Source organism: Rhodococcus sp. Ni2, assembly GCF_021352185.1.
In the GTDB taxonomy this organism is placed as follows: Bacteria; Actinomycetota; Actinomycetes; order Mycobacteriales; family Mycobacteriaceae; genus Rhodococcus_F; species Rhodococcus_F qingshengii.
This window is the reverse complement of the sequence record NZ_WOXZ01000002.1, coordinates 452,927-477,534: the sequence shown is the minus strand read 5'-3', so window position 1 is coordinate 477,534 and position 24,608 is coordinate 452,927. Positions and strand designations below refer to the sequence as shown.

The following is a 24,608-nucleotide window of genomic DNA, read 5'->3' as shown; positions in this document are numbered from 1 at the left end:
AGGATGCGGCATGTCACTACCCCCACTGTGGAACATGGAGTGCTTGACCTGGCGTATTCCTCTGTTCACCAACAACTCCGATACCGGCGAGGATCCCGGCTTCGCGCCACCGGAGTCTTGGGCACAGGCCCTCGCAGGTGTTGCCCAAGATCTGCGTTGCCTGCGATTCGGACCTGAAGTTGTTGTCGACCGTTTGATATGGGAATTTTCGATCAACAGCGACTACAACGTCACGATCGGCTGGCAAGGCACACGTGACATCAGCGGATTCAGCTACTTCAACGCACTGTCGATGGAGACTGCATTCGCGGACGCTGCGGTGTGGGTCGCCGACGCAGTTCAGACAAATTTGGCCGGCTACGACTTCGTTCAGTGGCCGAGTCGAGGACGCCATCTGCTGGTTCCTCGACTTCGGGACGGGGAACCGGTGTGGATTGATCCGCACGGCGATGTGACGATAAGTCGTATAGGCGAGTTGTGCAAGAATTCGACGAATTATGCAGCAACGTAGCCCAGTTCAAATCGCTCAGCTCTACGGTCCTGTGGCGTCCGCGCTGGTCGGCGGTGTGGTAGCCGCGTACGCAGTGGCCGAGTCCCGAGTTGACGACTTCTCCTTCTCCGACGCCGGCGTTATCTCGGTGGTGATCACGCCGCAGTGGGCGGGAGCAACTGCCGCGGTGGTTGCGGCCGTCGGCGTAGCGCTACTGCATCGCTGGGGACGTGGCGGTCTCGCGAGTGTCTTCGCTGTAGTCGGCGCCCTCGCCATCGCGCTACCTGCATTCGTCCCCGTCTCCGCCCAGATTTCGGTGACTCTGAACGCAGTCGGAGCAGGCGCTTTCCTCGCGGCAGCGGCATTTCCGACGAAGGGGCACCGCGGAGCACAAACCGCTCTCGGACTCGGCGTAACCACGACGACCCTGTACTTCGGCGCAGCGGACTTGTGGCGCGATCGCGTCCCCAGGTGGTCGCTCACACTTCCGGGCGATTCCTACCCCGTGCCGTCCACGGTTCCCGTCTGGATTCTGCTCGCCGCAACTCTTCTCGTGGGTGGAGTCGCCGCACTCGCACGACCGAATCAGGAGCCGGGCGACATCGACGCACGCCTGGTGAAGCTGGGAGTTGTTCTGCCCCTGGTATTCACGGCTCTCTATGTGTGGTTGGGCTCGACGACATCACCTGGGTCATGGGTGATCGCGGTGGTATTGGCGGTTGCCGTTACCGTCGCACTGGCTTGGCGGTTGCCGCCACACGACGGTCGTTTCGTACTCGTCGGACTGGCAGTCAGCGCGGTTTCGGTCAGCTCGATTTCCTTTCCATCCGACTGGACCTGGGCGATGCCCGCGGGAGCTGCTGCCCTGGCGTTGGGCGTCGTCGTCGGCTGGAGAAGACCGATGCCGCAACTCGGGCTGGGACTCCTTGCCGTGACTGCACTCTCGGGATTGCTGGATGCCGCCCCGACCACGGTTGCCTACGTCCTCGTCCTCCCGCTTGCGCTGGGACTGGCCGTCACGTCATGCATGCCTGTTGCCGTCGGAGCAGTCTCGAGCGGGTCCGTATTTCCCTTCGCTCTTACCTTGTTCTCGGTTTCAGCGACCTTCCTGGACCCTGTCTCGCAGGAATTCGGGTGGTCGACCGATACGCTCGAGGAACACGGTCCCGTCTCGGTGGACACGCCGATTCCTCTGGCTGTTCTCGCTGCAACGGCGACGATCGTGGTGGCCGTGACGAGCATCCATCTGAAGCGGGTTCGACCGGCGGTGGTGACCTAAATCGCCAGCTGATCGGGTCGGAACGCAGAATTCTGTTGCTATGGTTGGGTGGTCAACGACGACATCCGGACGAGCGCACCGTACCCGGCCAGCGAAAAGACGGTGCCTTGGGAGTTGTTCACCATGGCATGGATCGTGCTCGTCATTTCCGGACTTTTCGAAGCTGTCTGGGCTACCGCCCTCGGTAAGTCCGACGGATTCAGCAAGATGTCGCCTACCATCGTCTTCGTCCTCGGCCTGATCGTCAGTATGGCCGGCCTCGCGTATGCAATGCGTACCCTTCCCATCGGGACTTCCTACGCGATCTGGGTCGGCATCGGCGCCGCCCTGACTGTGGGATATGCGATGATCACCGGCGCGGAGTCCACGTCGATCGTCAAGATACTGCTGATCCTGGGCATCGTCGGCTGTGTCGTCGGTCTGAAGGTCCTTCACTGACCGGCGATCCTGGTGAGTGTTTGTGTGTTACCGGTTACAGTTAACGCATGAAACTGCTGGAGATGCTCACGCTTCCCCTACGCGCGGGCATTGCAGCCGCAGAGATCAGTTTGGGAATCGCCGAGCTGACGGTCACGACAGTTCGTATCGCCGTCGGTAATACCGGCGCGGTGACGGCGGGTGCTGCCGGCTTGGCAAGCCCCCGCGGACCCATGCAGATGATCCAGCAGTTGTCATCACTCACCGCTGACGATCGGCCCATCGGGCAGGCCTTGGCCCCCGGTGGGCCACTCGATCGACTTCTCTCTCCCGGCGGTCCGGTCGACAAACTGACTGCACCCGACGGCACTCTCGAACGACTACTCGCTCCCGGCGGACCACTCGAAAGACTTCTTGCCCCCGGCGGACCGCTGGATAGGGTGCTCGCCGAGAACGGCGCATTGGAACGCTTGCTCGCGCCGGACGGTCTCCTCGACCGAATGATGGCGGAGGACGGTCCGCTTGAACGCCTGACAGCGCAAGACGGTGCCGTCGAACGCCTGACTGCCAAGGACGGTGTCATCGATCGCGCACTGGCCGAGAACGGCATCCTCGAAACACTCCTGGCAGAGAACGGCGCCTTCGAACGGCTCATCGCCGAAGGCGGCCCGCTTGACCAGATCGTTGCACTGTCCGACACCTTGACTTCCCTCGCCCCCAACCTCGAGCGGATGAGCGCGAGCATCGAGGTCCTTCAGGAAACCGTCGGAATCCTCAGCGCTGCAGTCGGTCCACTCGGAGAACTTGCCGGCAAACTTCCCAATCGGTGGCTCAAGAGCAAGAGCGACCGCCCAGGGCCGGACCTTCCGATCGAATCGGCATAACAAACGGTTACTCGCCGATTACGCGGTCAGTTGTTGATCACGATGTTGAGGTTGATGATGATTCCGCCGAAAGTCAGGATCGTGTTGGCCAAGCCAACGGTCATTCCACTGTTCAGAGCCGCGATCAGTCCGTTCATCGTCGTATCCCCTTCACTGTCTACGGGTTACGCGTACAAGATTGTGCGCTGGCGCTGACAATAGGCCAAGTTCGTGACCTGCGCGCCATTGCGGAGAAAACTTGTACCCCGGTCGCAGTTTCCACGTTAACTGTTGCAGGACAACATAATTCCAAGATCGGCGCAGTACCCGCTAACGGCCGAATCAAACATCACGATTGGGCATACGCAGACCACTTCACATAACCGTCCGCCCCATCAGACACTTGTCCACCGAAACAGAGTGCACAACAGTTAGTCCGGTGCAACAATGAGACGAATCGGACATGCCTGCGACGTGATGGGGAAGGGTGGTTGAGACAATGACGGCGCCGCGCATCGCCAGAGGACACCGCGGCCCCACCGGGGGCCGAAATTCCGCGTCGCAGGACAGCCTGGACGCCGCCTCGGACGCCCTGCAATCGCTGTACGCGCACCTCGATCCACATGCCCAGGCCGAGCAATTTCTCGAACAAGTCTGCAGGCATGCCGTCGATCTCATCGCCGACGCCGACATGGCCGGAATTACCATCGGCGGTTCGGACACGACATTCCGAACCGTCGCCGCCACCCACCAACTTGTTCGCACCGTCGACTCGATCCAATTCCGACTGGACTACGGACCGAGTGTGACGTCGTCACGCACGGGAACCGTTGTCCGCGCACATGCCAGCGAAGCCCACAGCCGGTGGCCTCAATTCGCAAGCGCGGCAAAGGCAGTCGGCGCCGTCAGCTTCTTGTCCATGCCACTGCCTGGCCGGGAACGCCCGCTCGGAACCCTCAATCTCTACAGCCACGACCTCCGAGGTTTCACCGGCGCCGACGTGGCATTGCTCCAACTGTTCGCCGTGACCTCGGCCTACGCGCTGCACAGCTCGCAGCGCCTCGACATCGCCAGAAAGCACGCAATGGACCTCGAGCGAGCACTCGAATCGCGAGGCGTCATCGAACAGGCCAAGGGCATCATCATGGGCACCCACCACGTCGACGCCGACCGAGCCTTCCGCATTCTCATCCAGGACTCGCAGCGCAGCAACGTCAAACTGCGAGTGATCGCCCAGCAGTACATCGACGGCGCGATCGACCCGCGCCAGGCTACGAACAAGCCCGAGACCAACTGAACCGGGCGCCTATCGGCACCTCAGCAAATACAGAGGCACCCACCACATTGGTGAGTGCCTCTTCTTTCGGAGCCTCCTGTCGGGATTGAACCGACGACCTTTCGCTTACAAGGCGAGTGCTCTACCACTGAGCTAAGGAGGCGAAGACCGACGCGTTGCCGCGACTGACTTTGCGGAGCCATCATATCCAAGCCGTCACGGTGGCCGCGCGCGGGTCACGTTAGATAGCGTGGGCCCCATGCGCAACTCCCACTCCGCCCCCTGATGGCGAAATTCACCGAAGTACTCACACGCCTGACGGGAAACCGGCAAGCCACCGTCGACACGGTCACGTCGGCTCCCGCACCGCTTCAACCGATCGACCTGACAGACGACGCCGTCGTCGCAGAGGTCCTGGACCTCGCGGTTCGGGTGGGCGAAGTCCTCCTCGCATCCGGAACCGCGGCCATGGACACCGCTGAGCAGGTGCAGTTCATCGCCGCCACGTACGGCCTTGCCCAGTGTGACGTCGACGTCACTTACAACTCGATTGTGCTCTCCGCCTATCGCGGCCCGACGCGACCGCCGGCGAGCACGATGCGCATCGTCCACTACCGGTCGATGGACTTCACGCGGCTGGCGGCTGTCGATCGTCTGACACGTCGTATCCGCCGTGAGGCGATCACACCGGACCAAGCGCATGACGCGCTCACAGCCATCACGACGGCGCCGCACCCGTACAACCGGTGGACCGCGACCATGGCCTGGGCGGCGATGGCGGCTTCGGTCTCCGTCCTGCTCGGCGGCGGGTTCCTCGTTGCCACAGTCGCGTTTCTGACGACGATGGTCATCGATCGAGTCAACCGCGTACTGAACCGGTTCGGGTTGCCGTTCTTCTTCCAGCAGGTTGTCGGTGGTCTCATCGCCGCTGCGCCTGCCGCCACGCTCTATACATTTCAGGACCAGCTGGGGATCAGTATCCGGCCGTCGTTGGTCATCGCGGCCGGAGTGGTCGTCCTGCTGTCCGGGCTGTCGTTGGTGGGCTCGGTCCAGGACGCGATCATGGGTGCACCCATTACAGCTGTCGCGCGATTCTTCGAAGTGGTGATGATGACGGGCGGCATCATCGCGGGCGTCGCAATCTCGTTGCGAATGACCGGGATGTTGGGTTCGACGCTTCCACCGATCAATGTGGAAGTCTCCACCATCACGCAGTTGCCGATCCTCATGCTCTCCGGTGCGTGTGCGTCGGTGTTCTACGCGCTCGCCTGCTACGCCGAGCGGCGTGCACTCACCGCGGCGTTCCTGGGCGGTGCGGCAGGCAGTGGTGTGTCGATCTTCGTGCAGACACTCGACGTCGGTCCCGTGATCGCCGCCGCAATCGCCGCAACCGTGGTCGGTCTTGCCGGTGGTCTGATGGCTCGCCGCGCACTGACGCCTCCGCTGGTTGTCGCGGTCGCAGGCATCACTCCGCTGCTCCCCGGTCTGTCGCTGTACCGAGGCCTGTACGCGCTGCTCAACGACCAGGTACTGATCGGGTTGACTGCCTTGCTGTCGGCGTTCGGTATCGGCTGTGCCCTGGCCGCGGGCGTCACGCTCGGCGAATGGGGAGCGCGCACGCTGCGTCGTCCACGGATTCTGATGCGCGTGGACTCGCTACGTCGCCCGATGGTCCGCAAGCGCAGGCGTCGAGTTCCCGTCACCGAGAAGTAGGCGTCGTTCAAGCAGAAAGAGCTGGGCACCTGACGGTGCCCAGCTCTTTTCTGTTCACTCGGGGGTTCCGAGCGGTGAGAGAATCAGCTCTCGACTGCGTGCTTTCCACCGGCAGCCTGATCGGCTTCCATGGCCTCGCGCAGGCTCTTCGGACGCATGTCGGTCCAGTTCGCCTCGACGTATTCGAGGCACGCCTTGCGGCTGTCTTCACCGAACACCACTCGCCAGCCGGCGGGGACCTCGGAAAACGTGGGCCACAGCGAGTGCTGGTCCTCGTCGTTCACCAGCACGTAGAAGCGGCCGTCTTCGTCATCGAAAGGGTTAGTGCTCATCTCGCCTCACTCGTTACGTACGTGTCTTGTGCGCCCAGACTAGCAAGCGCACCAGTTCGGTTCTGGTGGCTCAGCACCGACGCCAGAATCTCCCCCGCCCGCACTGCCACGTTCGACAGCAGCGACGACGTCAATCCGTGAGTCTGTTCTGTCCCACCCTGCAGATAGATACCGCCTGTCACGTCCTCCGTTACAGCCAGTCGATAATCCCGACTGACGTTACGCGGAACGGACGAATCCGGCACGAGTTCACCCAACAAATCGTCCAGAGGTGCCGGGGTGAAACCCGTGGCCAGAATGAGTGCGTCGCACGCCAGCGTGTCGGTCAAGCCGTCGAGATTGCTACGGACAGCCAGTTCGATGCCGGATTCGGTCTCCACGGCACTCGTGATCTCCGAGGCCCGACGCATGAACAGTCGCCGCGGCCCACGAACCATCTCCTGATATTCGGTGGCATACAGCTTGTTGATCAGTTCGATGTCGACGACCGAGTAATTGGTACTGCGGTGCAGATCGAGCAGTCGGCGTCGTTCCGCGGCGTCTGCACCGTGCAGCTGATCGACGGCTTCGGGATCGAAGATGCGGTTCGCGTACGGGCTGTCGTCTGCCGGGCTGTAGCCGTAGCGGGCAAAAACACTGTGAACTTCGGCGTTCGGGTAGTTCGCGTGCAGGTAGTCCACGATCTCCGCGGCACTCTGGCCGGCGCCGAGAACGACGAACCGGTTGTGTACGGGCTCCGGCATTGCTTCGAGATGGAAGAGGAACTGGTGATTGTGGAAGCACCGCGACGAAGGCGTCGCCCACTCCGGGATCCGCTCTTTCAGTCCGGCTCCGACAACGATGTTGCGCGCGATCACCGTTTCACCGTCGGCGGTGCGAACCGCAAAGCGATCGACAACGCCGTCGGAGTTCTTGATGCCCTCGACCCCGTCGACGGTTGTACCGAACTGCACGTCCGCGTCGACTCGTCGAGCTGCCCAGCACAGGTAGTCGTTGAATTCGTGGCGCGTGGGGAAGAAGGTCTGGTGGTTGACGAAGTCGACCAGTCGACCCTGCTCGAACAGATACGAGAAGAAGCTGTATCCGCTCTGTGGATTCCGGAACGTCACCAGGTCCTTCGGAAACGCGATCTGCATGGTGGCACCGTCGAGCAGCATCCCGGGATGCCACGCGAACTGAGACTGCTTTTCGAAGAACCGCGCGTTCACCCGATCAACGGCCGCACAATTTGCATTGTGTTCTTCGACAGCAATGGCCAACGCGAGGTTGGCCGGACCGAACCCGACGCCGACGATGTCGACAATGGCAGGTTCGGCGCTGGAGTCTCTTGGTGATTCACTCATTACAGGTAGTCCATCCCCGACGGAACGACCTGGTACGGCCGCCAATCGATGTCCCGAAGTAAGTAGCAAAGGCTACCCTTAATGAGGTGAGGGTATCAACACTGTGAGCCCCCGTATAGCGGTCGACCCCACGGAGCGATGCGACGTATGTCATAGTTTCGCCCCCTCGCTCGCGTCATCCCCTTCGGCGGCGACTGCAGCCTCGATCACGTCGACCAACTGACCTGCCCATACGCGGACTGCACCCGCATCGACGCGGTCGGCACGGAACCCGAGAGTTGCAAAGACAGGCCCATCGCCCACCGGCTCGTAAAAACTCAACGTCACATCCGCATGGGGCACTCCCACCGGAATCGGTACGAGAGAACCGAAGTCGCCGAGCCCGTCCAAATCCGCCTGTTGATGATGGATCACCATCACCTGAGGTCTCATGGACGCCGGATTACCCAGCGCCTGCTCGACATACACATATGAGACGTCCTGATTGCTCAGCGCTTCCAGATTGTTTTCCCGGATGCGAGCCAGCAATTCTGCAAACGTCGGACTACCGGACGTATCCGTGCGCAGGAGAACAACATTGAAGAACGATCCGATCATCGGTTCGAGACGGGGATCCGACCTGCCCGCAACCAATGAACCGATGGGAAGATCAGTACCCGCGCCGGCCTTCGTGAGAACGCTGGCCAGTGCGGCCTGCAGGACCATGAACATACTCGTGCCGGTGCGCGCAGCCAGGGCGTCGATTCCGGCGTGCAGACCCGCGTCGATGTCGACGGCGATCACGTCACCTCGAGGCTCCGAGTCACCTTCCGGCAACGGAAGATTCACACTGGTCGGTATTCCGTCGAGCGCATCCCGCCAATATGCAAGTTGCTTCGACGCACGGCTGTCGACGTCTCGGGGGTCTCCCAACAGCTCGTCCGACCACACGGTGTAATCGGCGTACGTCAATGCAAGCTCGTCCCAAACCGGTTGATCTCCCTGCGACCGGGCTGCATAAGCAGAGACCAGATCTCCCAACAGCGGCACTACTGACCACTCGTCGACGGCGATGTAGTGCATGACGAGAAGCAGTGTCCTAGAGCCGTCTTCACCAAGCACCAGATGAACCCGCAACGGTGATTGCTCACGCAGATCCATCGGAAGTTGAGCCAGTTCGAACACCACTCGACCCACATCGCCGGCGCCGACATCGACCACATCGACAGTCGGACGCACCGATTCTCTTGCCACGACGATGCCGTCGACCTCGACGAAGGTGGTCCGCAGGGGTTCGTGCCGCGAAGTCACATCGTCCAAGGCGTGCCCGAGAATCTCCGGATCGATCTTCGATTTCAGGGTCAGCGCCAGAGCGTGGCTTGCTTGCGGTTGCGCGCCGGACGCGCGGAACAACTCCCACTGACGACGTTGCGGCGCAGACAGACCCATCGTCTCGGGACGTTTCACCGCCGGCGCCAGGATCGGACGCCTACCTTCCGAACGCGCGACGACGGCCGCCAACTCCGCAACACTCGGCGCGTCGAATACGTCTCGAATACTGACGTCCACGCCGAACGCTTCCCGAATGCGACCGACCAGTTTCATCGAAGCCATCGAATGGCCGCCGAGTTCGAAGAAACTGTCGTGGACTCCGACGCTCGGTAGCTGCAGGATTTCCGCGAACGCAGCCGCAACCGTGGACTCCACTGCCGTGCGAGGAGCAACATCACCCGCCAGCTCCGACCAGTCCGGAGTGGGCAACGACTTGCGGTCGAGCTTTCCGTTGGGCGTCAACGGCAGCGGACCGTCAAGGGCGACAACCATGGTCGGAACCATGTAGTCGGGCAACGACAGTGCCGCGAGGTTCCGCACTGCCGTCGTGTCGACGACGACACCGGGTTCCGGTGACACGTAACCGACCAGGCGCGTGATTTCGCCCTGCCGATCCGCGACGACCGTTGCCTGCTTCACCGAAGGATGGGCACTGAGAGCTCCGATGATTTCGCCCAACTCGATTCGGAAACCGCGGATCTTGACCTGATCGTCGACGCGGCCGAGGAAGTCGATGTTCCCGTCAGTGCGCCACCGCGCGCGGTCCCCGGTGCGATACATGCGATCGCCCGCGGTGAAGGGATCGGCGATGAATCTCTGCGCCGTCAGATCGAATCGGCCCAGATAGCCTCTCGCCAGGCCGCGTCCCGCGATGTACAGCTCGCCGGATACTCCCGGCGGAACCGGACGGAGTTGATCGTCGAGCACGTACGCCTGTTCGTTGGGGTCAGGGATTCCGATGGGCACGGGACCGTTCCAACCGGGTTCCGCCTGCCACAGTGTGTTGTTCACCGTGGCTTCGGTGAGTCCGTACGCGGCAAGCAAATTCAGCCGCTCCGCCCATCGCCCGATCAGCTCCGGTGGCACCGTCTCGGTTCCGACCAACACGGTGCAGCCCTGCGGCACTTCACATCCTGCCGGCAGAGCGGCCAGCAACGAGGGAGGGATGATCGCGTGGGTGACACGATTGCTCGTCATGAAATCGGTCAGCGCCGGACCGGCAACTCGTGCATTCTGCGGCACGATCACCAGGGTGCTGCTCGTGCACAGTGCCATCGCCAGCTCGAATACCGCGACGTCGAAGCCGACCGAAGCGAACTGCATCACCACCGAACCCGATACCAGTCGCATCCGAACCTCGGCTGTGGCAACAAGACTCGGAATACCGTCATGGGAGAGGACGGCTCCCTTCGGCTTGCCGGTCGATCCCGAGGTGTAGATGACATAGGCAGCGTGGCTGACGCCAACTGGTGGCCGGGGAGTTTCGACGATCACTGCCTCGTCCAGTTCCGCACGGATCAGCGGATCGTCCAGGAGGATTCGCTCGACGCCGACCACATCCTCGATCCGCGAGCTTTCCTCCGCAGTGGACAGAAGTACCGAGGCGCGGGAATCGGTGAGCATGTATGTGATGCGCTCGCTCGGGTGACTCAAATCCAGGGGTAGATACGCGGCCCCCAGCTTGAGCACGGCGAGGACCGACGCGACCATTTCCACCGAGCGCGGGACGGCAAGCCCCACCACGTCTTCGACCGACACTCCGCGGCGATACAGCACGCCGGCGATCCGATCACACTGCTCGGAGAGTTCGCGGTACGTGGCCTGCCCCGCCTCGTCGCGCACCGCAATCGCCTCGGGCGTAGCAACGACTCCACGCGCGAAAGCGTCGTAGAACGTCTCTTCCGGCACGTCGACGGCGGTGTCGTTGAACGAGGTGACAACTTGCTCGAGTTCGCCTGGCAAGAAGATGTCGATGTCGCCGATCTCGATGTCGGCCGATTCCACGACTGCCGCGATCACCGATTCCAATCGGCTCGAAATTCGCTGTGCTGTTTCGCGATCGAAGAGGTCGCTGCCGTATTCGAGTCGGACGTCGATGCAGCCTTCGTCGCCGAGGTACTCGGTGAAGTTGAACACCAGATCGAACTTGGCCGTGTACTCCTCGAGTTCGAACGAATCGCCGCCCATCTCCTCGCGGCTGTGATAGCCGACCATGACCTGGAACAGCGGATTACGTGCCAAAGTACGCGACGGATTGAGGCGCTCCACCACCGTTTCGAAGGGAACGTCGGCGTTGGCGAAGGCCTCGAGATCTCCCTCGCGAACGCGATCCACCAACTCCCGGAACGTCGGATTACCTGACGTATCCGTGCGCAGCACAATCGTATTGACGAAGAAGCCGACCAGTTCGTCGAGTCCCTGCTCACTACGTCCGGCGACGGGAGCGCCGAGGGGAAGGTCCTCACCCGCTCCGAGCGCAGTCAGCAACGCCGCCGACGCCGCGTGCAGAACCATGAACATCGAACTCCGGCTCTCGCGCGCCAGATCTCGCAGTGCAGCAGTTGTCTCCACGCCCAACTGTGTCACCACTGCACCACCGGAGAAACTCGGTCTGGCCGGTCGACTCCGGTCGGCGGGAAGCAGCAGTTCTTCGGGGGCTCCGTCCAAACTCTTCGCCCAGAAGTCCAACTGCGTGCTCAGGATGCTCGACGGATCGTCAGGGCTGCCCAACAATTCCCGTTGCCACAGAGTGTAATCCGCGTACTGAACCGGAAGCGGTTCGAAAATTGGATCTTCGCCCTGGATCCGAGAGGAGTAGGCCGACATCAGATCGCGCAGGAATGGCCGATCGGACCATTCGTCCGTAGTGATGTGATGCAGGACGATCACGACCACTACGGCACCGTCCACCTCGGCACCGTCCACCCGGATCAGACGTGCGCGGATCGGAATCTCGTCAGACAGGTCGAACGGACGACCCACTGCCACGGCAATTTCACCGGCGACACCGGATTCGTCTCGATGAACTGTCTCGACCGGAATCGTCGCCGATTCGAGAATTATCTGCTCCGGCGATCCGTCCACCAACCGGAACACCGTACGCAGGGATTCGTGTCGTTCCACGACGTCGCCGAGCGCCGCGGCGAAGACGTCCGCGTCCAGTGCGCCGTCCAAACGGAGCACGATCGGGAAATTGTAGGCCGCGGAGTTCTCCTCCATCTGTCCGATCAGCCACAATCGCTGTTGAGCGGCAGAAAGAGGAAGGTGGTCCGGCCGCGGCTTCGCTACCAGTACCGGTCGCGTCGATCCCTGCTCGGCCGCAATACGTTCCGCGAGTTCCGCCACCGTCGGCGCTTCGAAGAGATCACGCATGGTCAGACTGTTCGGAATGGCGATCCGAGCTCGACTGATCAGCTTGGTGGCCAGAAGCGAGTGCCCACCGAGGTCGAAGAAGTTGTCGTCGACCCCGACATCGTCCACATCGAGTACGTCGGAGAAGAGGTCGCAGAGGACCTCTTCCGTGTGGTTACGCGGTGCGATCGACTCCCCACTCCGCTCCCCCAGCACCGAATCGGCGGTGGGCAGTGCCTTGACGTCGAGCTTGCCGTTGACGGTCATCGGTAGTGTCTCCACCTCGATCACCACGGCCGGAACCATGTAGTCGGGTAGGAGAACTCGCGCCTGCGCGCGGTAGTCGTGCCCGGCGCCGAGTCGCACGGGTGTCACGTAGCCGACGAGCCTCTTGACTCCACCTGCCCCGACGTCGACCACCACTGCCGCTTGCCGCACATGTTCGTCGGATTCGAGAACGGAGACGATTTCGCTCGGCTCGATGCGGTGACCTCTGATCTTCACCTGATCGTCGGTGCGGCCGAGGAAGTCCAGGTTGCCGTCACCGCGTCGCCGCACGAGATCCCCGGTGCGGTACATACGTTCTCCGGTCCCAGCCGGATCTGCGACGAAGCGCTCGGACGTGAGCGCGAAGCGTCCGAGGTAGCCGCGAGCCAAACCGGCTCCGGCAATGTACAGTTCGCCGGCAACTCCATCGGGGACCGGGCGCAGCCAGCCGTCGAGAATATGCGCGGCCGTGTTCCAGATCGGTTTGCCGACGGTCGGGGTGTCACTGTCGGACGTTCCGCCACCGAGCGTGTTGATCGTGTATTCCGTCGGACCGTAGAGGTTGTAGCCCACGGTTCCCTCGGTGTCGCGCAGCCTGTTCCACACCGAATCCGGAACGGCTTCACCGCCGAGCAGGACCAACGGAGGGCGGTGGTGTCCCACACCGTCGTCGAGAAGCCCGCTGTCGATCAGGTGCGTCGCGTAGGTCGGTGTCACGTTGACGACGTCGATGTCCAGTGCGTCGCAGTATCCAACGAGTGCCTCGGCATCACGACGCAGATCTTCGTCGCAAATGTGCACCTCGTGGCCTTCCACGAGCCACAGAAGTTCCTCCCACGACATGTCGAAGGCGAAGGACACGGTGTGCGCGATCCGCAGGCGCCGGCCCGCCGCGGCGATCACGGGTTCGAAAATCGCCTCGCGGTGGTTGAACTGCATGTTCGTCAAGCCGCGGTAACCGGTGACCACGCCCTTGGGCTTGCCGGTCGAACCAGAGGTGTAGATGACGTACGCGGGGTGGTCGAGTCGATGCGGTGCCCCCGGGGCGAATGCTCCGAGTTCCGACGCGGAGAGTGCCCGCGCCGAGATCGTCAGTCTCCTTGCTGCTGTATCGGGTTCGTCGATCACGATAGTGCGGACGTCGGCACCTTCGAACCTCGGTGAGGCCGAAACGGTTGTCAGCAACACGACAGGATCCGCGTCGTCGATCATCACGGCCAACCGTTCGGCCGGATGGTCGAGTTCGAGGGGTAGGTAGGCAGCACCCGTGCGCAATACCGCGAAGAGCGCGACGACCATGTCCACCGAACGTGGTAGGCCAAGAGCGACAATCTTTTCCGGGCCGGCGCCGCAATTGATCAGCAACCGCGCCATCCGGTTGATCTCGCCGTCGAGATCGGCGTAGGTCATCCGGCGCTTCCCGAACACGAGTGCCGTGTCGTTCGGTTGCGCCGACGCGACTTCTTCGAACAGGTCGGCAATGGTACGCTCCGGCAACTCCCGGATCTGCGTCTGCTGCGCTACTGCGGGAACCGGAGACGCAACAACCGATCCCGCCATGTCCTGCGACCAACTCTGCAGCAGGTCGACGAAGTGACGCAGTAGGTCCTCGGCCCGGCGCGCGGTCACCAGATGCGGATGGAACTCAAACTTGACGTTGACGGTGGCACCCGGTGTGACCACGACGGTCAGCGGATAGTGCGTGTGATCGATACTGTCGCTTCCACTCACGTCGTGAGCGGCGTTGAGCGCGTGGACTTGCCTCTCGTCCACGAAGTTCTGCAGGACCATCAGCACGTCGAAGAGTTGACGATGCTCGGAAACACGCTGGATCGATGCCAAACCGAGGTAGTCGAAAGGCATCAGCGAAAGCCGATCCGCCTGTGTCCGACGAAGAAGTTCCTCGACGCTCTCGTTCGGATCCAGTTGCAGCCGAACGGGAACGGTGTTGAGGAACATTCCCACCACGGTGTCGATTCCCGGTACCTCCGGTGGCCGTCCGGCAACCGTGGAGCCGAAGACGACGTCCTGTCGACCGGTGGCCGACGCCAGCACGAGGGCCAGCGCTGCATTCAGTACCGTGTTGAACGTGACGCCGGACGCGGCAGCGCGCTCACGCAACGCACGCGAAAGCGTTTCCGACAGAACCGCATCGCGGCGATCCGGAAGCTGAACTTCGACGCCGGGCATCGGCTCGGCAACAAGCGTCGGCTCCTCGAGTCCTGCGAGCGCTCCGCGCCACCCCTCGTCGGCGCCTGCACCGTCGCGATCGGCCAACCAGGCGAGGTATGTCTCGAACGACCCCTCGGGTTCGCCGAATGCGCTGTCGTCGCCGCCGGTATCGTAAAGCGCCAGAAGCTGACTGACGACAAGGCCGTTGGACCAGCCGTCCCACAGCAGGAACTGCCTGTTGATCACCAGACGATCCTGGCCGCCGGGCAGATGCAGCACACTCATACGCCACAGCGGCGGCGCGGTCAGGTCGAATGGCGTCACTCGGTCTTGGGCGGCGACGGCCTCGGCACGCTCACGAGCAACCGAGTCGTCGAGTTCACGGAGATCGTGGACGACGACCGGAACATCGAGTCCAGCGCTGAAGAACTGCACCGGCTCGTTCAGCCCTTCGCTCACGAAACCCGCTCGCAACGTGGGATTTCGTCGTTGAAGTGTCCGGGCGGCCGCAGCCAACCTGTCGACATCGAGGGTGTGCCCGAAGTCCATCGAGAACTGTGCCGTGTAGATGTCCCCACCACTGCTGCTGTCGCTGCTGCCCGCGTAGCCGGCTTGGAAGTACAGGCCTTCCTGCAACGGTGAGAGTGGGAGGATGCTGCTGACACCTGCCGGACTCGCATCGGCTATCGCGTCGATCTCGGTCTGACTCAGGTCGAGCAACGTCACATCGGACGGGGTCAGAATGGGAGGCCCGGCGTGACGCGCGGCCGCAGCCGCCAGATCGCCGAGGGCCGAAACCCAGCCGTCGGAGAGTGACTGCGCGTCCTCCTCGGACAAATCTTCACTTGCCCAGGCAAACTCGGCGCGGAGCCCCGAATCCACGCTGACGACATTCACGATCAGTCGGTACGGGCCTCCCATGTTTGCGTCGGGATCGGTGGACAAGGCTTCGGATTCCGCTGCCAAGGACCATGCTGTCGATCCTACTGTCGTCGTACGTCCGAGATAGTTGAACAGGATCTGAGATTCGGAGCGCCCCGCCAATGTCGATGCCGTGCGGGCATTCACGTATCGCAGCATCCCGTAGCCGATACCGCCGTCCGGAGCCGCCCGCAGGCTCTCCTTCACCTCGCGTAGCGTGTCCACCGGGTCGATTCCGCCGTGCAGTCGCATCGGGGCAATCGTGGTGAACCAGCCGACTGTTCGCGACAGATCGATGCCCGCCACCAACTCCTCGCGGCCGTGCCGTTCGAGATCGACCAGCAATTCGTGCTCACTGCGGCCGGTGGAGCGGCGCCAGCGATCGACGGACATCGTCAGCGCTGCCAACAGAACATCCGTTCCCTCGGCACCCACCATTGCCGCAACCGATCCAAGTGCTGCCTCGGAGATTGCTCCGTCCACCGTGACCGTGCGCCTCGAGCCTCCGGATACGACGGCATCGCCCGCGGCGTCGGGGATCAACTGCGCGCCCGGAGCGGTCACGGTCAGCCAGTGATCGAGTTCGGCGAATCGATGAGCACTGTATGCGTGTTCGGCCACCGTACGGGAGAAGGTACGCAGCGAAGTTCCGACGGCATCCAGTGCGGCGGGCTCTCCGGCTTCGACTGCCACCCAGGCCATCGCGAGATCCTCGAGCAGGGTTCCCCAGGAAACCCCGTCCACGACCAGGTGGTGCGCGACTATCGCGAGTCGGCCCAGACTCTCAGCGCCGCAATCGAACCAGACCACCGAGACCATCCGCCCTGCAGACGGATCCAATCGACTGGTCGCAGTTTCAGAGTGCTCAGTGACGAGTCTTCGCAACTCGGAGTCATCCAGTCCCCGAGCATCAACGCGTTCGACCAGGTTCGCTGCCCGGACACTACCGGGTTCCTCGATCCGAGCCGACCACATCCCGCGGTCATGTCGGATCAAGGTTTGGCGAAGTCCGTCGTGGTGATCGAGCACGGCCTGCAATGCGCCGGTGATCGAACCGAGAGATGTTGCCGGAGAGTGGATCAGAACTGCCTGGTTGAAGCGGTCGGTACCACCCGTCCATTCGGACAAGCGGTGAACCACCGGCAGCGGAACCAGCTCACCCACGCCGATGTCGGCCGTGACGGTGGCATCCGAGGTGGCGACATCACCCACCGCTGCAGCGATCGCAGCGGGAGTGCGCAATTCGAAGATCTGACGCGGGGTCAGCACTACCGAATCACGACGAGCCAGGTTGACCAGTCGGATCGCCAGGATACTGTCGCCGCCGAGAGTGAAGAAATCGTCGCGCACCCCGACACGGGGCAGTCCGAGAACCGTCGCGAAATGCCCGGCGAGGAGGTCTGCAACGCCCGAGGAAACCACTCCCGTCAAGTCGCCCACCTGTGCCGCAAAATCCGGTGCAGGTAGTGCTTTTCGGTCGAGCTTGCCACTCGGGCTCAGCGGCAGCGACTCGAGCCGCACGAAGGCACTTGGCACCATGAACTCCGGTAGCACTGACAACAACTGAGCTCGAACCGCAACATCATCAGCATCTCCGACCAGGTAGGCGACCACCTGTGCGCGGTTGCTCGGACCGTCGGTTCGGACGATCACGGCACTTGCCGTGACTCCGGGGCACAGCGCCAATTGCGCTTCGATTTCGCCGAGTTCGATTCGGAATCCACGAACCTTCACCTGCTCGTCGGCACGGCCGAGGTACTCGAGAACGCCGTCGGCATTCCACCGCACGATGTCACCGGTCCGGTACATCCGCGAGCCGCCGTCGCTGTACGGATTCGCCACGAATCGTTCGGAGGTCAATCCCCCACGTCCGTGGTAACCACGTGCCAGTTGTGGCCCTGCCAGATAGAGCTCACCGGTGGCACCGGCCGGGACGTTCTGCAGGTAGGGATCGAGAACCAACAGGCCGGTGTTGGCGGCAGGTGCGCCGATCGGGACGCTGACGGCGTCTGCCGGAGTTTCCTGCACCGACGGCTGCCAACTGACGTCGACGGCGGCCTCGGTGGGGCCGTAGAGGTTGTCCACCAGAGTATTCGGCAGGATCTCGGAGACCTTGCGCGCAACGTGAACGGGCAGTGCCTCGCCGCTGCAGTTGACGATCTCGAGCGAAGAGCACAGTGCTGCTTTCGGCTCCGCGAGAAACACGTCGAGCATCGACGGAACAAAATGCACTCGGGTCACGGAATGTTCGACGATGACGTCGGCCAGATAGCCAGGGTCCTTGTGCCCGTCCGGCTCGGCCATCACGAGAGTTGCCCCCACCAGGAACGGCCAGAAGAATTCGGGAACGGAGACGTCGAAGCTCGACGGGGTCTTCTGCAGCATCCGGTCGGAGACGTCCATCGGACGTATCTGCTGTGCCCAGAGCAATCGGTTGACCACACCCTCGTGGTTGACCACAACGCCTTTGGGGCGACCGGTCGAACCCGAAGTGTAGATCATGTACGCGGCATCCGCGGGCGATCCTGGGACACTCAGCGGATCGGCGGGGAACTGCGCCGACTCCGATACCGTCACCCGCGGAACCGAACCCGAATCGAGTGAAGAATCTTCCGACACCACGACGCACACAGGATCGGCGTCACCCAGCATGTACGTCAGCCGCTCCGCCGGGTAGCCGGTGTCGAGGGGAACGTATGCTCCCCCGGCCTTTCCGATGCCGAGTATCGCGACCATCAGATCAGGAGAGCGAGGCAAGGCAACCGCTACCAACGATTCGCGTCCGACGCCACGTTCGCGCAGCAGATGCGCAAAACGATCAGCGCGAGAGTGAAGTTCGGCGTAGGTCAACGACTCTTCACGGAAGATCACTGCGGTGGCTTCGGGCGTACGCCCGGCTTGATCCTTCAGCAGCTCGGTCAGCGTTGCGCGCGGCCGATCCAAGGCCGTGCCGACGCTCCCCGGCTGTGCGGGTGCCAGCGCGATCCGGCCGATGACCTGATCGAGATCGCGCGAGAGCTCGGTGAGTACGACTGCGAGAGTTTCGGCCAGCGACGCAGCGGCGTCGCCGTCCACCTGAGCAGCGTCGTACTTGAGCTCCAACGCCAATCGATCGCCGGGGACGACGATCAGGGTCAACGGGTAGGCCGGTCGCTCGTCGAATCGAATTCCCGTCAGTCGCACCGAGTTCGTCGGATCAGCGATTGCCGTGTCACCGAGTGGATAGTTCTCGAACACGACGAGTGATTCGAAGTCCTGCTCCAGTCCGCCGGTCCGTCGCAGTTCGGGTAACCCCAGGTACTGATGGTCGAGTAGTTCCGATTGTTCCCTCTGCCAACGGGAAAGCGCTTGCGCGGCTGTCTCTGCCGGATCGAACCGCAACCGAGCCGGCACGGTGTTGATGAACAAGCCCACCATGGACTCGATCCCGGGCAGGTCTCCACCGCGTCCCGATACGGTCGATCCGAACAGCACGTCTGTTCGGCCGGTCATTCGGCCGAGCACCAGCCCCCAGGCGCCGTGCACGAGCGTACTCAGCGTCAGGCCATGGGAGCGTCCGTTGATCGCCAGTGCGCGAGTATTACTGTCGGACAGCTCGACTCGGGTGGCACAGACGCCGCTGCTGCCCGCGCTCGGCGCGGGAAGTTCGACCGCGGGCCCGGGAGAGTTCAGCGCTTCTCTCCACACCGCTGCCGAGGCCTCGTGATCGTGGCGGGCCAACCATTCGAGATAGCTGCGGTACGGCGCCGGAGTCGGGAGCACCACGCCGGAGTCGCCAACGCTGTACGACGCCATCAGCTCCCGCAGCATCACCGGAACCGACCATCCGTCTGCGACCGCATGGTGAATCGACTGCAGCAGAAGGTACTTCTCCGAAGAGGCACGGACAAGCGTGTAACGGACGAGCGGCGGTTGCGCCAGGTCGAACCCGCGCGCGCGGTCGGCGGAAAGCAGTTCATCGACATCGGCGCCGGCCACCTCGACTACCGCCATCTCCACGACAGCGCTCGGGTGCACCACCTGCACGACCCGGCCGTCACCCAGGACCGAGAATCCGGTGCGCAGCGCCTCATGCCGATCGACGACGGATTGCAGCGCGCGGTGCAGCGCCGCACTGTCCACGGCTCCGGTCAGTTCCACAACCTGTTGCACGACATACTGATCGGCCCCCGGATCGGCAAACGCCGAATGGAAGTAGATCCCTTCCTGCAGCGGAGTGAGTGGGAGAATCTCTTCAGCCTTCGGTAACCCGTCCACGTCTGCCTGAGCGAGCGCCACCAGAGGGTAGTCCGAGGGTGTGGCTCCGCCGAAGGCTGCGAGCCCGGACACGGCCTCGAGCGAGTCCAGCCACAACCGCGCAAACCTGTCGATGTCGCTACGCAGGAAGATGTTCGACGCCCAGGTCAGGGTGGCTCGCAGGCGTGGTCCACCGGCGGCGTCCTCGGCTACGACGTCGACAGACAACGCGTGTCCCAGCGGCATGGACGGATCGGCAGCACCGTCCATCGACACCGGGAACCAGTCCCCCTCCGCTGCGGCAGTGCGTCCCAGATAGTTGAGCACCACCTCCGGCGCTGCGAAACTACGCAACTGATCCGAGCCGCCGAGGTATCGCAATGCTCCGTACCCGAAGCCGGCGTTCGGGACCCGTCGAAGTTGCTCCTTGACGCTCTTGAGAACCCCCGCCAACTCGCCGCTCGCGTCGAGATCCGGAGCGGCTGTACCGATCTCGAGCGCCACCGGGAACACTGTGGTGAACCATCCGACGGTACGAGTCAGGTCGACGTGCGCAGCGCCGTCACCGCGAACGATGTCCTCGTCGCGTCCGTGCCCCTCCAGGTCGATCGTCACCGATCCGGCACCGCTCCAACGGGTCAGCGCCACGGCAAGTGCGGTGACCAGCACTTCGCTCACATCGGCTCCGAACGCCCGTGGGACACTGCCCAACAGCTGATCTGCAAGTTCTGGAGGTAGGGTGATCGACCGCGCTGCAGCGGTGCGCGCGAGGTCAACTGCCGGGTCGAGTGCCCGACGGCCGAGAGATGCCCGTTGTGCGGACGTCACCGAGTCCCAGAACTCGATTTCCGAGTCCAGTCGCCCGGCTCCGACCGCATCCGAGACGAGTTCGGCGTACCTTCGCACCGACGTGCCGACCGGAGCGAGTGCGGGTTCGTCGCCATTCATCGCTGCGATGCCGGCGCGCGCGAGGTCCTCGAGGATGATGCGCCACGAGACGCCGTCGACCACCGCGTGGTGGATGACAAGCAACAGCCGTCCGGGACCGGTCACAGGGCGGAACAGAACAGCGCTGACCATCGTGCCGTCGGCCGGATTCAGACGGCCGACAGCTCGCTCGGTCTCGGCGACGATCAACGGTCCGCATTCTTCGAGCGGTGCCGGTAGTGCACGGGTCTCGAAGACCACAGCCACTTCGTTTGTCTCCGGGACGAGCAGTCTTCCTTCGGGCGTCAACGTCGCACGAAGTGCATCGTGGCGCGCCACCAGGGCGTCGAGCGCCGCCTGGACATGCTCGGACGTCAAGGCTGACGGGGTCTGAATCAGCGCACGCTGGTGGAAGGTTCGTACTGCGTCCGACACTCCGAGAACCCTGGCGGCAATCGGCGTCGTGGCTACGTGGCCGATCGGTTGGTCCGCGTGGTCGACGATCTCAGCCACTCGGGAGGACTGGGCACGCGCCATAGCCTCGGCGGTGCGCAGTTGGAACACCTCGCGAGGACTGATCGACAAACCGGCAGCACGAGCCGCGGTCACGAGTGCGATCGCGACGATGCTGTCGCCGCCCAGTGCAAAGAAGTCGTCGGTAACGCCGACCGAATCGAGGCCGACTGCCGACGCGATCAACGTGCAGAACTGTTGTTCGACTTCGTTTCTCGCAGCGACATGTGCACTCAGTTCGGCGAGATCGGGCTCGGGTAGCGCGCGACGGTCGAGTTTGCCGTTTGCCGTGAGCGGAAACTTGTCGAGGACGGTGACGGTGGTCGGGACCATGTAGTCGGGCAGCTTGCTCGCAGCCCACTCGCGAAGCTCACGTGAGTCGATCGCGAGGTTCGTCCCCGACGCTGCGCTCACGTAGGCGGCGAGATACTTTGCACCGGTTGGTGCTTGGCGCACCAGAACTGCCACGTGACGCACTGCGGGGTGCGAAATCACGGCGGCTTCGACATCCTCGAGTTCCAGGCGCATGCCGCGGATCTTCACCTGATTGTCCGTGCGTCCGAGGAAGTCGAGGGTGCCGTCGGCGGTCCATCTGGCCAAGTCACCGGTGCGATACATGCGGGATCCGGCCAGATCACCTGAGACGAAGGGATCCGCGACAAAACGAGATGCGGTCAGTGCCGAAGCACCCACGTATCCGCGTCCCAGCAGGAAGCCCGCGGCGTAGAGTTCGCCGCCGGTGCCGATCGGAACCGGCTGCAAGTCGCCGTCCAACACGTACAGACGAGTGTTGGGGTTCGGGCGACCGATGGATGTGGCGATTCGTTCCGCGTCCTCGCGGTAGATCACATGGGAGACACCGATGGTCGCTTCGGCCGGGCCGTAGCCGTGATACAGCGTCGTGGACAGTTGATCGCGGAACCGATCGAAGAGTTCAGGCGTGAGAACCTCACCGCCGCACCACACGTGCTTCAACGAATCGAGCTGATCGGTCCCGTTCGCCAGATCCAGAAGGATGTCGAGCATCGACGAGACCAGGTAGACGAAAGTGACCGATTCTCCGGCGATCAGGTCGAGCAGGTATTGCGGGTCGCGTTCCCCCTCGGGCTTCGCGATCACCAATCGACCGCCGGAGACGAGCGGGAGCAGGATCTCGTTGATCGAGATGTCGAACGAGAGTGGGGCTTTGAACAAGGAGGCATCGCCGGACCCGAACCCGAGAATCCGCTCCCGCTGCCACAGCAACCTTGCGCAGATTGCCTCGTGGCGGATCATGGCGCCCTTCGGACGTCCGGTCGAACCGGACGTGAAGATGACGTATGCGAGTTGGGCACCGTGAATACGAATGTCGGAGGTCATCGTCTCGGACAGGTCCGAGGGCCCGTCCTCGTACGCCCACGCGGAGAGATCGACCGGAACGGAGTCGTCTACACCGTCCGAGGTGAGCACCAGTGTGGCGCCCGCGTCGGCAAGTACCGATTCGCGGCGTTCCGCAGGCCATGACGGATCCAGCGGAACGAAGGCACCACCGGCACACATGACGGCCAACAACCCCACCACCATCTCGGCGGATCTCGGAAGCCCGATCGCCACAACGGTTTCGGTCGCGACACCGCGAGAGATCAAGTGCGCGGCGAGCTGTGATACCCGACTTTCGAGTTCGCCGTAGGTCAGCCGGATGTCGCCGTCGACCACGGCGACAGCGCCCCGATCGGCAGAGAAGCTGCTGCGCAACAAATCCGGCACCGTCGTGATTGGCTGCGGCTCTGCGGTGTCGTTCCACCCGTGGAGCACGAGTTCTCTCTCCGCGAGCGACATGGGGTCGAGTGCCGAGATCGGAAGCTGCGGCTCGGCTACGAATCGATCGAGGAACTGTTCGATTCTGGCGGTGTGATCGGCCAACTCCCTGTCGAATCCGGCCGGGGCGCGGACGTCGATCTCGATCGGTTCCCCGTCCTGACCACCGCGCACACTCAGATCCAGGTCACTGACTCGACCGGTTACCGAATTACGCACGCGCACCGGGCATCCGCCGAAGGTGAGTGTGTGTTCGAACATCATCGAGTTGATGCCGGGGCCGAAGACCTGACGGTCGGGATCGATCGCCCGAATGTCGCGAGCGAGATCCTCACCTCGGTACCGCCCGTGCTTGAGAATCGAGACCAGGGCGGTGTCGAGACGAGTTGCCAACTGGCCGATGGTTTCCGAGCGTTCTACCCGAATACTCAGCGGCAAAATCGTCGACGCCATCGAAGGAGTGCGACGCATGTCGCGCCCCACCCGAGCGGCCATCGGTACCGAGACGACAACGTCGTGCTTTCCGGTGGTTCGTGCGATGTACGCGATCAGCGCGGCCATGGGCAGGCGAGTTCGTCGAATCCCGGCGTCGGCCGCATAGCGGTAGAGCTGTGCCGCGCGATCAGCGTCGAGCGTGAGTATCGCTGAGATCGGCGGCAGCGAATCATCCACCTGCCCATGCAGAATCCGCGTCGCTTCCGGTCCCGATTCAACGCGTTCGACCCAGTACTGACGGTCGGTCTGGAATCGCGGAGAGTTCCGGTAATCCAGATCGGCTGTAACCACGGCGTCGAGTGACCACTGCGGCGCGGCAGTCCCGAGATTCGGATCGTCGTATCGCTCGGCGACGTCGGCGACGATGAGCGAGATGCCGTACCCGTCGATCACGCTGTGGTGATAGCGCTGATACCAGATGACTTGGTCGTCAGCGGTCAGCAGAAGCACCTGGCGGAACAGCAGCTCGTCCGGACCGAAGACCCGAGCCATGTCGGTGTCCATCCACGACTGCGCAGTCGAATCGGGATCCGCCTCGGCCCGAAGGTCGAGAATTTCCACGTCCCAGCGCGCATCCGGAATCGGCACCTGGATCAGCTGGTTGTCGGCATCGACCTCGAAGTGCACGAACAGCGCTTCGACGCGTCCGACGCTGGCCTCGATCGCCGCTGCCGCGCGCTCGATGTCGATCGTGCCGTCGACCTCGACGACAAGTCCGATGTTGTAGACCGGACTGCTCGGATCCACGTTCTGAGCAACCCACACCTCACGCTGAGCGGCCGTCGCCGGGAGCGCTGCGTCCAGATCGGCACCGCCCGATACCGCCGGGTGAGCTACCTGAGAGTGGTCAGACATCAAGAATCCGATCATCGTCGTTCATGCTCATCGAACGACGAACACCCTCG

General features: G+C 63.0%; 9 protein-coding genes, 1 tRNA gene and 1 riboswitch. Of the genes, 6 read left to right on the top strand and 4 right to left on the bottom strand.

The window, feature by feature from the left end:
- Nucleotides 1-10: 10 nt before the first annotated feature.
- The 5 genes from GN300_RS15775 to GN300_RS15755 all read left to right on the top strand — a co-directional run bounded on the left by GN300_RS15775 (nt 11) and on the right by GN300_RS15755 (nt 4,346).
- Nucleotides 11-511 carry a hypothetical protein gene (locus GN300_RS15775; protein WP_063314994.1) on the top strand — a complete coding sequence of 167 codons (501 nt, stop codon included), beginning with the start codon at nt 11-13 and terminating at the stop codon, nt 509-511.
- A complete protein-coding gene (locus tag GN300_RS15770) occupies nt 498-1,769 on the top strand; it encodes a hypothetical protein (RefSeq protein ID WP_063314995.1) in 1,272 nt (423 codons plus the stop codon). The genes GN300_RS15775 and GN300_RS15770 overlap by 14 nt, the downstream gene beginning before the upstream one ends.
- Before the next feature lie 43 nt (nt 1,770-1,812).
- A riboswitch (guanidine-III (ykkC-III) riboswitch) is annotated at nt 1,813-1,878 on the top strand.
- A 14-nt stretch (nt 1,879-1,892) separates the two neighbouring features.
- Complete coding sequence (locus GN300_RS15765) at nt 1,893-2,207, top strand: multidrug efflux SMR transporter (protein WP_007734365.1); 315 nt, start codon at nt 1,893-1,895, stop codon at nt 2,205-2,207.
- A 47-nt stretch (nt 2,208-2,254) separates the two neighbouring features.
- Nucleotides 2,255-3,070 (top strand): hypothetical protein, encoded by an 816-nt coding sequence (locus GN300_RS15760; protein WP_003945831.1) that lies wholly within the window; start codon nt 2,255-2,257, stop codon nt 3,068-3,070.
- Between the two features lie 478 nt (nt 3,071-3,548).
- Nucleotides 3,549-4,346 (top strand): GAF and ANTAR domain-containing protein, encoded by a 798-nt coding sequence (locus GN300_RS15755; RefSeq protein ID WP_003945473.1) that lies wholly within the window; start codon nt 3,549-3,551, stop codon nt 4,344-4,346.
- A 70-nt stretch (nt 4,347-4,416) separates the two neighbouring features.
- Here GN300_RS15755 and GN300_RS15750 read toward each other — a convergent pair.
- Nucleotides 4,417-4,488 (bottom strand) — tRNA-Thr (locus GN300_RS15750).
- Between the two features lie 122 nt (nt 4,489-4,610).
- On the opposite strand from GN300_RS15750, the gene GN300_RS15745 reads away from it, so the two are divergent.
- Nucleotides 4,611-6,038 carry a threonine/serine exporter ThrE family protein gene (locus tag GN300_RS15745; protein WP_007734361.1) on the top strand — a complete coding sequence of 476 codons (1,428 nt, stop codon included), beginning with the start codon at nt 4,611-4,613 and terminating at the stop codon, nt 6,036-6,038.
- Between the two features lie 83 nt (nt 6,039-6,121).
- On the opposite strand, the gene GN300_RS15740 is transcribed toward GN300_RS15745, so the two are convergent.
- The 3 genes from GN300_RS15740 to GN300_RS15730 all read right to left on the bottom strand — a co-directional run bounded on the left by GN300_RS15740 (nt 6,122) and on the right by GN300_RS15730 (nt 24,573).
- Nucleotides 6,122-6,370: an MbtH family protein gene (locus GN300_RS15740; protein WP_003945538.1), complete on the bottom strand. Its 249-nt coding sequence runs from the start codon at nt 6,368-6,370 to the stop codon at nt 6,122-6,124.
- A complete protein-coding gene (locus GN300_RS15735) occupies nt 6,367-7,713 on the bottom strand; it encodes a lysine N(6)-hydroxylase/L-ornithine N(5)-oxygenase family protein (RefSeq protein ID WP_007734359.1) in 1,347 nt (448 codons plus the stop codon). Before GN300_RS15735 ends, GN300_RS15740 begins: the two co-directional genes overlap by 4 nt.
- Before the next feature lie 150 nt (nt 7,714-7,863).
- Complete coding sequence (locus tag GN300_RS15730) at nt 7,864-24,573, bottom strand: non-ribosomal peptide synthetase (protein WP_063314996.1); 16,710 nt, start codon at nt 24,571-24,573, stop codon at nt 7,864-7,866.
- Between the last annotated feature and the right edge of the window lie 35 nt (nt 24,574-24,608).